At 57.2% G+C, this 13717-nt stretch carries 16 protein-coding genes; 7 read left to right on the top strand and 9 right to left on the bottom strand.

Annotated elements, in window-relative coordinates; all coding sequences use genetic code 11:
* Positions 1 to 33 precede the first annotated feature (33 nt).
* The 6 genes from AUC60_RS16780 to AUC60_RS27865 all read right to left on the bottom strand — a co-directional run bounded on the left by AUC60_RS16780 (position 34) and on the right by AUC60_RS27865 (position 3697).
* Positions 34 to 606 (bottom strand): HupE/UreJ family protein, encoded by a 573-nt coding sequence (locus AUC60_RS16780; protein WP_087269786.1) that lies wholly within the window; start codon positions 604 to 606, stop codon positions 34 to 36.
* 25 nt (positions 607 to 631) lie between these two features.
* A complete protein-coding gene (ureG, locus tag AUC60_RS16775; protein ID WP_087269783.1) occupies positions 632 to 1249 on the bottom strand; it encodes an urease accessory protein UreG in 618 nt (205 codons plus the stop codon).
* Between the two features lie 58 nt (positions 1250 to 1307).
* Entirely contained in the window at positions 1308 to 1982 is a 675-nt protein-coding gene (locus tag AUC60_RS16770; RefSeq protein WP_087269780.1) for an urease accessory protein UreF, read from the bottom strand.
* Positions 1979 to 2479, bottom strand: a complete 501-nt coding sequence (gene ureE / locus AUC60_RS16765) for an urease accessory protein UreE (protein WP_087269777.1) — start codon at positions 2477 to 2479, stop codon at positions 1979 to 1981. The genes AUC60_RS16770 and ureE overlap by 4 nt, the downstream gene beginning before the upstream one ends.
* Before the next feature lie 170 nt (positions 2480 to 2649).
* Positions 2650 to 3282: a TetR family transcriptional regulator gene (locus tag AUC60_RS16760; RefSeq protein ID WP_087269774.1), complete on the bottom strand. Its 633-nt coding sequence runs from the start codon at positions 3280 to 3282 to the stop codon at positions 2650 to 2652.
* 238 nt (positions 3283 to 3520) lie between these two features.
* Complete coding sequence (locus AUC60_RS27865; RefSeq protein ID WP_158099128.1) at positions 3521 to 3697, bottom strand: hypothetical protein; 177 nt, start codon at positions 3695 to 3697, stop codon at positions 3521 to 3523.
* Positions 3698 to 3986: 289 nt separating this feature from the next.
* Between AUC60_RS27865 and AUC60_RS16755 the strand changes: the two genes are divergently transcribed.
* Positions 3987 to 6056 (top strand): AsmA family protein, encoded by a 2070-nt coding sequence (locus tag AUC60_RS16755; RefSeq protein ID WP_087269771.1) that lies wholly within the window; start codon positions 3987 to 3989, stop codon positions 6054 to 6056.
* 382 nt (positions 6057 to 6438) lie between these two features.
* Here the strand turns inward: AUC60_RS16755 and AUC60_RS16750 are convergent, their stop codons facing one another.
* Entirely contained in the window at positions 6439 to 6972 is a 534-nt protein-coding gene (locus AUC60_RS16750; protein ID WP_087269769.1) for a ferritin-like domain-containing protein, read from the bottom strand.
* Between the two features lie 218 nt (positions 6973 to 7190).
* Here AUC60_RS16750 and AUC60_RS28680 point away from each other — a divergent pair, with 218 nt between their 5' ends.
* On the top strand, positions 7191 to 7277 hold the full coding sequence (locus tag AUC60_RS28680; RefSeq protein WP_441343355.1) for a small membrane protein YohP: 87 nt from the start codon (positions 7191 to 7193) through the stop codon (positions 7275 to 7277).
* Positions 7278 to 7361: 84 nt separating this feature from the next.
* On the opposite strand, the gene osmE is transcribed toward AUC60_RS28680, so the two are convergent.
* The gene (gene osmE / locus AUC60_RS16740; RefSeq protein WP_087270021.1) at positions 7362 to 7700 is read right to left on the bottom strand and encodes an osmotically-inducible lipoprotein OsmE; all 339 of its coding nucleotides are present in this window, start codon (positions 7698 to 7700) and stop codon (positions 7362 to 7364) included.
* 481 nt (positions 7701 to 8181) lie between these two features.
* Here osmE and AUC60_RS16735 point away from each other — a divergent pair, with 481 nt between their 5' ends.
* The 4 genes from AUC60_RS16735 to AUC60_RS16720 all read left to right on the top strand — a co-directional run bounded on the left by AUC60_RS16735 (position 8182) and on the right by AUC60_RS16720 (position 10971).
* Entirely contained in the window at positions 8182 to 9072 is an 891-nt protein-coding gene (locus AUC60_RS16735) for an esterase/lipase family protein (RefSeq protein ID WP_087269766.1), read from the top strand.
* Between the two features lie 59 nt (positions 9073 to 9131).
* A complete protein-coding gene (locus AUC60_RS16730; RefSeq protein WP_087269763.1) occupies positions 9132 to 9389 on the top strand; it encodes a hypothetical protein in 258 nt (85 codons plus the stop codon).
* A gap of 95 nt (positions 9390 to 9484) precedes the next feature.
* A complete protein-coding gene (locus tag AUC60_RS16725) occupies positions 9485 to 9769 on the top strand; it encodes a PsiF family protein (protein WP_087269761.1) in 285 nt (94 codons plus the stop codon).
* 191 nt (positions 9770 to 9960) lie between these two features.
* Positions 9961 to 10971: an AI-2E family transporter gene (locus AUC60_RS16720; RefSeq protein WP_087269759.1), complete on the top strand. Its 1011-nt coding sequence runs from the start codon at positions 9961 to 9963 to the stop codon at positions 10969 to 10971.
* 118 nt (positions 10972 to 11089) lie between these two features.
* Here the strand turns inward: AUC60_RS16720 and AUC60_RS16715 are convergent, their stop codons facing one another.
* Positions 11090 to 12355: an Hsp70 family protein gene (locus AUC60_RS16715; protein WP_087269756.1), complete on the bottom strand. Its 1266-nt coding sequence runs from the start codon at positions 12353 to 12355 to the stop codon at positions 11090 to 11092.
* A gap of 297 nt (positions 12356 to 12652) precedes the next feature.
* Between AUC60_RS16715 and cbpA the strand changes: the two genes are divergently transcribed.
* Positions 12653 to 13594, top strand: coding sequence for a curved DNA-binding protein (gene cbpA, locus AUC60_RS16710; RefSeq protein ID WP_087269754.1), 942 nt, complete (start codon positions 12653 to 12655; stop codon positions 13592 to 13594).
* Positions 13595 to 13717: the final 123 nt, after the last annotated feature.

Below are 13717 nucleotides of genomic sequence, written 5' to 3'. Positions count from 1 at the left end.
CAGGGTTTTGTGTTGATGCAAGACCGTGCGGTGTCAGGCAGCCAGTAACCAAACGCCCGCAGCGGCCGAGGCAGCCCCGGCAATACGCACCAACGGCGCAGCCGCAGTCGGCAGGTAGCGCACGACGGCATAACCGGCAGCGTGCAGGGCGGCAGTGGCGACGACGAAGCCAATGGCATAAGCCGCCGGGCTGGACATGTCTGGCAGTTCAAGACCGTGTGCCACGCCATGGAACAAGGCGAACAGCGCAGTCGCGCCCACAGCCATGAACAGTGGTGGACGAATCGCCAGTGCTACGGCCAGGCCCAAGGCCAGCACCGACGCGGCGATACCGCTTTCCAGCGCAGGCAGGTTCAGGCCTTCGAAACCCAGCAGACCGCCGATCAGCATGGTGCCGACGAAGGTGCAAGGCAGCGCCCAGCGCGCAGCGCCTTTTTGTTGCGCGGCCCACAGGCCGACGGCCAACATGGCCAACAAGTGATCCAGACCACCAATCGGGTGGCTGATACCCGCTACGAGGCCGTTGTCGCCATGCCCTGGGTGAGCGAAGGCCAGCGCTGGGACCAGCAGCAGAGCCAGGGTGCCGAAGACTTGTTTGTAGTTCATGCAAAGCTTCCTTGAGGGAGTGAAATCATGCCGCTTCGGTCAACAGACCCTGGCGTTCGATGAAGGCGATGATCTGTTCCAGACCCTGGCCGGTTTTCTGATTACTGAACACGAACGGCTTTTCGCCGCGCATCTTTTTAGTGTCGCGATCCATCATTTCCAGGGACGCGCCCACCAGTGGTGCCAGGTCAATCTTGTTGATCACCAGCAGGTCGGATTTGCAGATGCCCGGTCCGCCTTTGCGGGGCAGCTTGTCGCCCGCCGAAACGTCGATTACGTAGATGGTCAGATCGGAGAGTTCCGGGCTGAAGGTGGCTGAAAGGTTGTCACCGCCGGACTCGACAATGATCAGGTCCAGCCCCTCAAAGCGGCGGTTCAACTGGTCGACGGCTTCGAGGTTGATCGAGGCGTCTTCGCGAATCGCCGTGTGTGGGCAACCGCCGGTTTCCACACCAATGATTCGCTCAGGTGCCAAGGCTTCATTGCGCACCAGAAAGTCAGCGTCTTCGCGGGTGTAAATATCGTTGGTGACCACCGCCAGGTTGTAGCGCTCGCGCAGGGCCAGACACAGCGCCAGCGTCAGCGCTGTTTTGCCTGACCCGACCGGGCCACCGATGCCGACACGCAGAGGTTGGCTGTTCATTGAGTTCTCCATTGAGCTCTGGTTCTCAAGCTCTGTTAGTCATCAGTTATGTAGAAGATCAGGACCGAAACAGTCGGCTGTATTGGCGTTCATGGGCCATGCTCGCCAACGACAGACCGAAAGCGGCACTGCCAATATGCTGTGGATCAAGGTTTGTAGCGTGCTGTTGAGCTTGTTGCAGCAACGGCAGCAATTCGCTGGTCAGGCGTTGCGCAGCCTGTTGACCCAGCGGCAAGGTTTTCATCAGGACCGCGAGCTGGTTTTCCAGCCAGCTCCATAACCAGGCGGCCAAAGCGTCCTGCGGGCTGATCTGCCAGGCACGGGCAGCCAGGGCCCAACCCAGAGCCAGATGCGGCTCTTCGGTTTGTGCCAGAAACTCGCGCGCGGGGTGATCAAGCTCAGGCAGCCCGATGAGCAACTGCTTCAAGGAGTAGCCCATTTGTCGGCTCTCCAGATTCAGCTCGCGGGTTTCGCGGCTGGCGCGATGTTCGTCGCTCAGTTGCAGCAGTTGGCACCAGTTTTCGTCTGCCGCGGCTACGCAATGAGCGAGCAGCAGCGGAGCTTCGAAGCGGGCGAGGTTGAGCAGCAACTGGTCGCCGATCCAGCGTGATGCGCTGGACGGATCAACCACTCGTTGGTTTTCCACAGCCATTTCCAGGCCTTGGGAATAGCTGTAGCCGCCAATCGGTAATTGCGGACTGGCCAGGCGCAGCAGCGCCCAGGCGCTGTTCATATGCGCACGCCAAACTGGTGCAGCTTCGGCGGATAGTTGAAGTCTTCTTCACCCGCTCGGGAGTGATGATGACCGCCGCCATACGCCCCGGTTTCTGGCGAGAAAGGCGCTTCGATCGATTCCGTTGTTGCGCCCAGCTGATCGAGCATTGCCTTGAGCACATAGTCGTCGAGCAAGCGCAGCCAGCCGTCACCTACTTGCAGCGCGACGTGACGGTTGCCCAAATGGTAGGCAGCGCGGGTCAGTTCGAAGGTGCTGCTGCAGGTGACGTGCATCAATTGCTCAGGGCGGGCGCACACACGGACGATGCGTCCGTCTTCAGCCTGTAGAAATTCACCGTCGTGGAGTGGTTGCTGACCACGTTCCAGGAACAGCCCCACATCTTCACCGTCAGCGCTGTAGCAACGCAGACGGCTTTTGCTGCGGGCTTCGAAATTTAAATGCAGCTCGGCAGCCCATTCGGTTTGAGATTCGATTCTTTTGTGAATCACCAGCATCAGAAGGCATCCAGCTATTTGCGATGCTTCAAATCAGAGCAAGGGGCTTGCCAACAGTGCAGGACGTAGGAAAAAGCTGACGGAAAAGGCAGGAACGGAACGCGGAGGTGGATATATCGACCCAAAACGGTGCTGTCGGGTCGGATTGCACCAATATGGATCGACTGAGGTTATTCGGCGTTGGGCAGACCACGCCAGTGCTTGGCGCCGCTGAAGATGAAACGCAGTTGGTGGGTGATCTTGGCTTGAGGCTTCAGATGCGCAGGCAGCGCGTCACTCGGTGGGTCGATCAGCTCGGGGAGCATGGCGAATACGCTTTTGACGACCAGATCAGCCAGGATCGACAGTGCTGCGCTATCCAGATGCTGCCATTTGGGCATGGTGCCCAAGTCTGTCGCAAGGTCAGTGCTTATCCCGTCGCGCAACGCACAAAGCGCTTGCCGCACCTGCCGCGAGCCACCGTATTGCTCACGAGCCAGAAACAGGAACTGCGCACGCTTGGCTGCAACGACATCGAGAAAGATCCGTACCGAGGCTTCGATCAGGCCGCCCATGACGAATTCGTTGTGCCGTACCAGACGCAGGGTTTCGCGAAATGTCTGGCCGACCTCGCTGACCAACGCCAGACCCAATTGGTCCATGTCGTCGAAGTGGCGATAGAAACCCGTAGGGACGATGCCTGCGGTACGCGCCACTTCCCGCAGGCTCAGGCTGCCGAAACCGCGCCCGCTTTCCATCAGCGTATGAGCCGCGTTAAGCAGGGCGTGGCGGGTCTGTTGTTTCTGTTCGGCGCGGGGCAGCATGACGGTAGACAAATCAGAGATGACAGTCAGCACTTTAGCAAATGCGCTCTGGATGCGTCGAAGGGGTTTTCGATTCGGGAATGATGGGCATGTGACGTGGGACCGGCTTCAGCCGGGAAGAGGCCGTTACGGTCACTAAAAATGTGTCATCTGAGATACCGCCTTCCCGGCTAAAGCCGGTCCCACGTCATCGGCTTGCAAGCCAGCATAGAATCTCCGGCAATGGATATCCGTCTGATTAAACCCGCTGAAACTGCTTGATCAACTGCGCATGGCCATCCTGCGCGATCGTCTCGTGCAAGGTCTGCATGCCCATCTTCACTTCAGCACTAGGCTCGCGCTCAGGCGCGGGTACAGCCCAGACGTTAGCGGCCAGAATGGAAAGGGTCAGTGCAAGCCATACGTGGCGTTTCATGGTATTCGCTCCTCTCAAGAGCTTCCGGGGTGGTGTATGGCAGCGATATTACTCCCGGCCTGTCGATATAAAAGTTCGTATTCCTAATGGTGAAAATCAACAATATTGATTGATCCTCGAGCCCTTGCTGGCTGTGGCTTGCACGCTGCGCTCGATATGGAGGCTTGGGTTTTCAGCCCTATGCTGTAATTTGCACATCCGATCAAACCCTCAGGGTTTTTGTCAGTCGAAGTTCAAAGTCGTATGCAACAGGCCAGGGCCGGGCTGTTGTTATCTGGAGAGTCATGCAATGACGCGCAGCCGTAAAATTCTTGCCTGGACTGGTGCCATTCTGTTGTTGGTGCTGGCCGTATTGGTCGTTGTGATCGCCACTTTTGACTGGAACCGCATCAAGCCGACGCTCAACGAAAAAGTCAGTGAAGCGTTGCATCGTCCCTTCGCGATCAATGGCAACCTGGCGGTGATCTGGGGGCGCGAACCCGAGGAGGGCGGCTGGCGAGCATGGGTGCCATGGCCGCATTTCGTGGCTGAAGACCTGAGCCTGGGTAACCCTGAGTGGTCGAAAACGCCGCAGATGGTCACTCTTAAACGCGTCGAATTTCGTCTCTCGCCTTTGCCATTGATCGTGCAGCATGTCGTGATCCCGCGTATTGATCTGACCGGGCCTGATGCAATACTTGAGCGCCTGGCGGATGGTCGCGCCAACTGGACGTTCGATTTGCCCAAATCGGACCCGAATGCCGAGCCTTCCAGCTGGGTGCTGGACATCGGTGCGATCAAATTCGACAAAGGCTTGGTGAGCTTCAATGACCAGACCCTTAACACTCAGGTGGATCTGGTTATTGACCCGTTGGGCAAGCCGATTCCATTCAGCGACATCGTTGGCAGCAATGAGGCGAAGAAGGCTGAAGACAAGGGCGTAAGGACACAGGACTACGCGTTCGGCGTGACCTTCAAAGGCCAATATAAAGGCCAGAAGCTCAACGGCAGCGGCAAGCTCGGCGGGCTGCTGGCGCTCAAGGATGCCGCTCAGCCATTCCCGGTTCAGGTCGATGCGCATATCGGTGATACCAACGCGGCTGTCGCGGGTACCGTGACTGATCCGCAGAACCTCGGCGCACTTGATCTGCGCCTGAAGTTGTCAGGCAGCAGCCTGAGCAATTTGTATCCGCTGACGGGTGTGACCCTGCCCGACTCGCCGGCTTACTCCACTGTTGGTCGGTTGATCGCCAAAATTCATGATCCGGCGGGTGCTAACTTCCGTTACGAAGGCTTCAACGGCAAGATCGGCAACAGCGACATTCATGGCGATCTGGGCTTTGTCGCCAGTCAGCCAAGGCCGAAACTCACTGGCGCGCTGGTTTCCAATCAATTGCTGTTCACTGACCTGGCGCCGTTGATCGGTGCGGACTCCAATGCCGCGCAGAAGAAACGCGGCGGGGAAAGCAAGCAGCCATCGGGCAAGGTGCTGCCTGTGGAAGAATTCCAGACCGACCGCTGGCGTGCAATGGACGCCGATGTCGAGTTCACCGGCAAGCGCATCGTGCAAAGCCCGGACCTGCCGTTTTCTGATCTCTACACGCACGTTGTGCTGAACGACGGCCAACTGAGCCTGCAACCGCTGCGCTTTGGTGTTGCGGGTGGCAAGCTGGACGCCGACATTCGTCTGGATGGCCGCAGCAAGCCGTTGCAAGGCAGGGCGAAGCTCTCTGCGCGCAATCTCAAACTCAAGCAACTGTTCCCGACTTTTGAACCGATGAAAACCAGCTTTGGTGAGCTGGCCGGTGATGCCGATATCAGCGGCAAGGGCAACTCGGTTGCTGCGTTGCTGGGTACTGCCAATGGTGACTTGAAGATGCTGGTCAATGACGGCGCGATCAGCCGCGGCCTGATGGAAATCGCCGGGCTCAACGTCGGTAACTATGTGGTGGGCAAGCTGTTCGGCGATCAGGACGTCAAGATCAACTGCGCAGCGTCTGATGTGGGGATCAAAGACGGTCTGGCGACGCCTCGTCTGTTTGTATTCGATACCGAGAACGCGATCATCTTCATTGACGGCACTGCCAACTTCAAAACCGAGCAGCTGGATTTGAGCGTCAAGCCTGAGTCCAAGGGCTTCCGCGTGTTTTCGTTGCGGTCCCCTCTCTACGTACGCGGACCGTTCGCCAAACCGAATGCGGGTGTGCAGTCCGGGCCGTTGCTGTTGCGCGGAGCAGGGATGGTATTGCTGGGAGCAGCGATAGGCCCGGCGGCCGGCTTGCTGGCACTGGTTGCGCCAAGCAGTGGTGAAGAACCTAACCAATGCGCGCCGTTGCTGGAACAGATGAAAGCGGGCAAAGCGCCAAAGACCGTGCGATAACACCAGAGCGCACCGCGCGCTCTTGGTGGGAGATTCTATGTTGGCCTGCAAACTGATTGACGACGTGGGACCGGCTTCAGCCGGGAAGAGGCCGTGACAGACGCTGAATCTTCATCAGCAGAAACACCGCCTTCCCGGCTAAAGCCGGTCCCACGTCATCATTGATTCCTGCGAGAGCTAAGCTTCCTCGCGAAGCAAATCCTTTGAATGCAATGCATGTTCTGTAGGAGCTGCCGAAGGCTGCGAAGCATTGATCCTGATGCTCCGCAATAGCAGCTCCTGCAGGTTCAATGTTGCCGTGAGACGGCGAGGTACCCTCGGCACGTCAGCAGGCACAAAAAAGCCAGGACTCAGTCCTGGCTTTTGCATCACAACTCACCCATCACAGGTCGTTGAGAATATCCGCCATGTCATCGGCGTGTTCTTCTTCCTGAGCCAGGATGGTTTCGAAGATACGACGGGTTGTCGGGTCGTCTTCGCCGATGTATTTGATGATTTCGCTGTAGCTATCGATGGCGATACGTTCAGCCACCAGGTCTTCGTAGACCATTTCTTTCAGCGTTGTGCCTGCCACGTACTGAGCGTGGGAGTTCTTGGACAGGGTGTCCGGGTTGAACTCCGGCTCGCCACCCAACTGCACAATACGTTCGGCCAGCAGATCCGCGTGTTCGGCTTCCTGCTGTGCGTGCTCCAGAAACTCGGCAGCAGCAACGCTAGCCTTGAGGCCGGTCGCCATATAGTAGTGGCGCTTGTAACGCAGCACGCACACCAACTCGGTCGCCAGTGATTCGTTCAGCAGGCGCAGTACCGTTTCACGATCGGCGCTGTAACCTTCGGTCACTGCACCGTTTTCCACGTTATGACGCGCACGCTCGCGCAGGGTGCTCACATCAGACAATTGCTGGGCTTGATTCATGGTTTATCTCCAAAGCTAATCCGGTATCCGTCTCGCTCTTGATGCGCCAGTCTTCTACTGCGTTGAGTGGCGCCCGGCATGATCGGTAATAGGTGTGAGTGGTCAGCTTCGGGAAAAGTTTTATTCTTTTGCGTCATCGGTCCATGAACAAAATATTAGGAAACGACTGTTGCACGTCGCGGTCCCAACCTTGAGACGAAAATATATGGAGATACACAATGCTCAAGTTCCTCGGCAGCACCATCGGCATCATCTTCCTGATCGGCCTGATTGTGGTCATCGCCCTGTTCAAGCTGGTTTTCTAAAGCCGTCAGGCTGCACCTGTAAAAGCAACGCCCAATAAAAAGCCCGATGCATATGCATCGGGCTTTTGCGTTTCAACGAACGTCTTACATGGCGCGTTCGTTGGCTTCGCGTTGCTCGCAGGTCATGAAACCCTTGTGATCCACGCGACCGTTGGCGTCGAAGCTGACGTGATAGACCTGTTCGTGGCCATCTTTATTCATCACGTAGTTATTGCAAACACCTGGATGAACCTTGCGCTGTACGCGAGTCGACGGCGTGCCGCCGATGGTCAGCACTTGCTGCTCGGTCATGCCGTCTTCGACTTGCTTGACCAGCGGCTCGTTGCGATAGGTCACGTAATCCACCGGGTTCTGCACGGTGGTGTTAGCGCAACCGCTGACAGCGGCGATAACGAAAGCTGCTGCGAGGCTCTTCTTGATCATGACAATCCACTCCAATGACTGAGCCATTGTTGGCTCGTTGCAGCTTGGAGCTATGGAGGTGCGCGAGAGTTCGATTATTTGATGGCCTTTGAATACTACCGCGCACCGATCGGCTCAATGCCGGGAGAGGACGCCCGTATTCCACGTCGCGCTGTGGCGCAGCAAACATTGGACCTGTAGGAGCGCACGAGCACCGCGCGGCTCAATGCCGGGGGAGAGGACGCCCCGTCTTCCACGTCGCGCTGTGGCGCAGCAAACATTGGACCTGTAGGAGCGCACGAGCACCGCGAGGCCGCGATAGCGGTATATCAGACAGACACCGCCATCGCTGCCTAGCGCTCGTGAGTTCCTACAGAAAACTATTCCAAATCAGCTGGTTATATTTTTGATAAAAGCTAGCGCCATGCCGGGCCTGTGTTTGAGTCAATTGCCGCTATGGTTCAGTCATCCATTTGCTGATCGCTCGCAAGGAGGCTTCGCCATGAATCAGGAACAAGCGACCCGTTACCCGCTGGTACTGGTGCCCGGTTTATTGGGCTTTGTCAGGCTGGTGATCTATCCGTACTGGTACGGCATCGTCAGGGCCTTGCGCCGTGGCGGCGCAACAGTGACGCCAGTGATGGTGTCGGCGGTTAACTCCTCTGAAGTACGTGGCGAGCAGTTGATAACGTTGATCGTCGAGATGCTGGAAAAGACCGGTGCTGGAAAGGTCAACCTGATTGGTCACAGCCAGGGCGCGCTGACCATCCGTTATGTCGCGGCCAAGCGCCCGGACCTGGTCGCATCCGTTACCTCGGTTGCCGGGCCCAACCATGGATCAGAACTGGCAGATTTTCTGGAGCGCAATTTTCCTGAGCGAACCCTGCGCGGCTGGTTGCTCAACACCCTGTTGCGCGTCACGGTCTGGATCATGGCGATGCTCGACACCGGTTATCGCGGCACGCGTTTGCCCACTGACGTCACTGCCTCGCACAAGTCCCTGACCAGTGCTGGCGTGGCGTTGTTCAACAGTCAATATCCCCAAGGGTTACCAGGCACATGGGGTGGGCAGGGCGAAGAACTGGTCAACGGCGTGCGTTATTACTCATGGTCCGGGACTTTGCAGCCAGGGCTCAGTGACCGTGGCCTTAACCGTTTCGATGGCACCAACGTGACGTGTCGAATATTCGCTCGCACGTTCATAAAAGAGCGCGGTCAATGTGATGGCATGGTCGGGAAATTCAGTTCTCACCTCGGTACTGTCATTGGTGACAACTATCCTCTCGACCATTTCGACATCGTCAACCAGACCTTCGGGCTGGTTGGCAAAGGTGTCGACCCTGTGAAGTTGTTTGTTGAGCACGCCGCGCGCCTCAAGGCTGCGGGCCTTTAGCTGTTTAAAGCTGTTGTTCGTAGTTTGCCGCCCGGTCGGGTCGGTATTGGAGTGATGCAATGAGCGATAAAGAACACTATGCAATCGAGTACACCCTGGCGGGCGAGCACCACGTCGATGTGATCGAAGATCTGGATGTGCCAATCATCGAAGTGGTCCATGAGCTGGCGCAAAAGCACCACGTGTTGCTGGATGACGAATTACAGAGCGTTACTGCGGTGGATGAAGCAACGGCCCATGCATCGGGCATAACCGACGTATCGATTCACAGCATCGAAGAAGAGGATTTGCAGCTCGACACGCGCAACGTCGGGTAGTCCTGAGCCGACCATGTCGGCTCGCACATTCTTTATTTGGCTACACTCCGAAGCAGGCCACGCTGGTCGGCATGGCCACTGCGGAGAGAAAAACAATGAAAATGCTGCGCGCGCCTCTATTGTTGGTGAGTCTGTTGCTGTGCGCCCAAGGTTATGCGGCCACTGCGCAACAGAACAAAATGACGACCTGTAATGCCGATGCTACTGCTCAGTCCCTGAAGGGGGACCAGCGCAAGAGTTTCATGAGTAATTGCCTTAAAGCGTCAACGCCGCAAACCCAGCAACAGAAGATGACCACCTGCAACGCAACGGCGACCACTCAGGCGCTCAAGGGCGATGCTCGCAAGGCGTTTATGAGTGATTGTCTCAAGAAGAAATAATTTTCCAATCAGGGTTCAGGCGCTGGATATTGTGCCGTCTGGCGCTCTGAAACCTTTAATTTCGGTGCCTGATGCAGGTCATTCCTGCATCGGCTTGTCAGTCGTTTCCGATGGGGTCGTCTGATCACTGGTCCTTAGCTCAGAACGCTGGCAGACTGCCTGCCTCTTTGCGCCGTTCGTCTTGAGGCTCTATGCCAACGTTTTCCTCGCGACAAGTGTTGTTGGCCAGCTGGATTCTGATATTTGGCGGTCTGTTGATGGTTCTGCCGTTCAAACTGCTGCCTAGCCTGTTGGCCGGGTTGCTGGTGTATGAACTGGTCAACATGCTGACGCCCAAGCTGCAAAGGCTGATCGCAGGGGAGCGTGCGCGCTGGCTCGCGGTGGCGTTGCTTGGCACGTTGGTGGTCAGTGTGCTCGCGTTGATCTTCGCCGGCGCTTTCAGCTTTGTCCTTCATGAAGCGGAAAACCCTGGCGCATCGCTGGACAAGTTCATGGTGTTAGTGGATCGCGCCCGGGGTCAATTGCCGCCGTTTGTAGATGCCTACTTGCCCGCCAGTGCTGCGGAATTCCGGATCTCCTTGGGTGAATGGATACAGAAGCACGTTGGCGAGCTGCAACTGATTGGTAAAGGTGCGGCGCACATGTTCGTCACCATGCTCATCGGCATGGTCCTGGGTGCAATCATCGCCCTGCAGCGCATCTCTGATGTGCATACTCGCAAGCCGCTGGCGGCTGCGCTGTTTGATCGCCTGAGCCTGTTGAGCAAAGCGTTTCGCAACATCGTTTTCGCTCAGATCAAGATTTCCCTGCTGAACACCGCGTTCACTTCGGTATTCCTGGTCATCGTCCTGCCGTTGTGCGGGATTCACCTGCCGCTGACCAAAACGCTGATCATCATGACCTTTCTGCTCGGCCTGCTGCCGGTGGTGGGTAACCTGATGTCCAACACGCTGATCTTCATCGTGGGCATGTCGATCTCGATCTGGGTGGCGCTGGCGGCTCTGGGTTACCTGATCGTGATCCACAAGGTCGAGTACTTCCTGAATGCACGGATCGTCGGCGGGCAAATCAATGCCAAGTCGTGGGAGTTGCTGCTGGCGATGCTGCTCTTCGAAGCCGCATTCGGCCTGCCGGGTGTTGTGGCCGGGCCGATTTACTATGCGTACCTGAAGAGCGAGTTGCAGCGGGAAGGGTTAGTCTAGAAGCATTCCCTGTAGGAGCTCACGAGCACCGCGAGGCAGCGATAGCGGTATTCCTGAAACGCCGCCATCGCTTCCTCGCGGTGCTCGTGAGCTCCTACAAAGTAATGTGTTGTAATTCCTAGCCGTAGCGCTTCTTGGCCTCAATCGCCAACCCGCTACCGATACTGCCGAAGATATTCCCTTCAACATGCCGGGCATTGGGCAGCATGGCTGAGACGCTGTTGCGCAGCGCCGGGATGCCGCTTGAACCGCCGGTAAAGAACACGGTGCTGACCTGATCAACCCCGGCACCCGCCTTGAGCAGCAACTCGGTCACGCTGTTACGCACGCGCTCCAGCTGCGAATCAATGGCGGCTTCGAACATTGTCCGGCTCAAATCCACACTCAAGCCCGGCTCAATGCGATCCATCGGCAAGTGACGGCTTTCGCTGTGGGTCAGCTGGATCTTGGTTTCTTCCACTTCCATCGCCAGCCAGTGTCCGGCGCGTTGTTCAATCAGCTTGAACAGGCGGTCGATGCCTTGGGTGTCCTCAATGTCGTAACGCATGCTGCCCAGCGCGAGCTGAGACTTTTGCGAGTACACCGAGTTGATGGTGTGCCAGGTCGCCAGGTTCATGTGGTGGCTGGTCGGCATGTACGCCTGGCTTTTCATCCGGCTGCCATAGCCGAACAGCGGCATGACGCCCTGAATGCTCAGTTGCTTGTCGAAGTCGGTTCCGCCGATATGCACGCCGCCGGTGGCGAGAATGTCCTCGTGGCGGTCATCATAGAAACGACGGTCAGGTGACAGGCGCACGAGGGAGAAGTCCGAAGTACCACCGCCGATATCGACAATCAGTACCAGTTCTTCTTTGTTTATCGTGGATTCATAGTCGAACGCGGCAGCGATAGGCTCGTACTGGAACGACACTTCCTTGAAGCCGATCTTGCGGGCGACTTCGGCCAGCGTGTCTTCTGCTTCCTGATCAGCGGTAATGTCGTCATCGACGAAATGCACCGGACGGCCCAGCACCACTTCTTCAAATTCACGACCTGCATTGGCTTCGGCCCGCTTTTTCAGCTCGCCGATAAACAGCGCCAACAGGTCCTTGAACGGCATCGCCGTGCCCAGCACGCTGGTGTCGTGTTTGATCAACTTGGAACCCAGCAGGCTTTTGAGCGAGCGCATCAGGCGCCCTTCGTAGCCTTCCAGATATTCGTGCAGCGCCAGGCGGCCGTACACCGGGCGGCGTTCTTCCATGTTGAAGAACACCACCGACGGCAGGGTAATCTTGTCGTCCTCCAGCGCGATCAACGATTCCATGCCGGGGCGCAGCCAGCCGACGGTGGAATTGGACGTGCCAAAATCGATACCGCAGGCACGGGCCGGGGATTGGTCATTCATGTCTTTTACGTTCCAGTCAAAAAACGGCCGCGCAGTGTATGCCAGTGCACGACGGATGCGTAGGGCGAAACATCGGTTAAATGTAGATAACTGTATTTGTACGCCTGACTTGAACTGGCGGACCGGACCCCCAATCTTCTGGGAATTGTCAGAACATCAGGCCGTCGAACGTTTGCAGCATCAAGCTGGCGGGTTTGACGGCCGATACATCTCAACGTATTAGATCCAAACACCTCAAAATAGAGGATGCTGTGCGTCGTATAGAGGCTGCACGGCATAACCGGGGAAACGCATTAGATGGACTTCAAAGACTATTACAAGATTCTTGCGGTGGATCCGACTGCGGATGAGAAAGCGATCAAGGTCGCTTACCGCAAGTTGGCGCGCAAGTATCACCCGGACGTCAGCAAAGAAGCTGGCGCGGAAGATAAATTCAAAGAAGCGAGCGAAGCTTACGAGGTGCTGAGCAGCCCTGAAAAGCGCGCCGAGTACGACGATATACGCAAATACGGTCAGCAGGGCCGGCCGTTTCAGGCCCCGCCAGGCTGGCAAAGCCGTGCCGGAGCTGGTGGTTTCGGTGGTGCTGATAACGGTGATTTCTCCGATTTTTTCAGCTCCATCTTTGGTGGTCGTGCGCAGCAGCAGGGTGGTCGCTCGCGCAATCCGGGCCGTCGAGGGCAAGACGTGGAAATGGAACTGGCAGTCTTCCTTGAGGAAACACTGTCGGCCGAGTCCAAACAGGTCAGCTTCAAAGTGCCGCAACACAACGCGGGCGGTCAGCGCGTGGCGGATATCACCAAGACCCTGAACGTGAAAATTCCGGCCGGGGTTGCCGATGGCGAGCGTATTCGCCTCAAAGGCCAGGGCGCGCCGGGTGTGGCAGGCGGTGAAAACGGTGATTTGTACCTGATCATTCGATTTGCGCCACATCCGAAATTCGAAGTCGAAGGCCACGACCTGATCATCACCGTGCCCGTTACCCCTTGGGAGGCAGCTTTGGGGGCAAAAGTTGCCGTGCCTACCCTGACCGGTAAGATCAACCTGACCATCCGTCCTGATAGCCAGAACGGTCAGCGTCTACGCATCAAGGGCAATGGTCTGCTGAACAAGCAGGGACAGCGCGGCGACCTGTTGGCACAGATCAAAGTGGTGATGCCCAAGTCCAGCGATGAGGCGACTCAGGAGCTGTGGAAAAAACTGGCCGCTAAGGCAGCGTTTGATCCGCGTGCGCAGTGGTGAGGTAAAGCCGGTCCTGCGCTACTGCGATGATGACTGCGACGTGGGACCGGCTTTAGCCGGGAAGGGGGCGATAAAGTCAGTGAAAGTGGGGCGTTTGAAATACCGCTTTCCCGGCTAAAGCCG

Origin of the sequence: Pseudomonas caspiana (genome assembly GCF_002158995.1) — a bacterium.
GTDB classification, from domain to species: Bacteria; Pseudomonadota; Gammaproteobacteria; order Pseudomonadales; family Pseudomonadaceae; genus Aquipseudomonas; species Aquipseudomonas caspiana.
The sequence above is the reverse complement of the archived record's forward strand: the minus strand, read 5'-3'. Positions and strand labels throughout refer to the sequence as shown.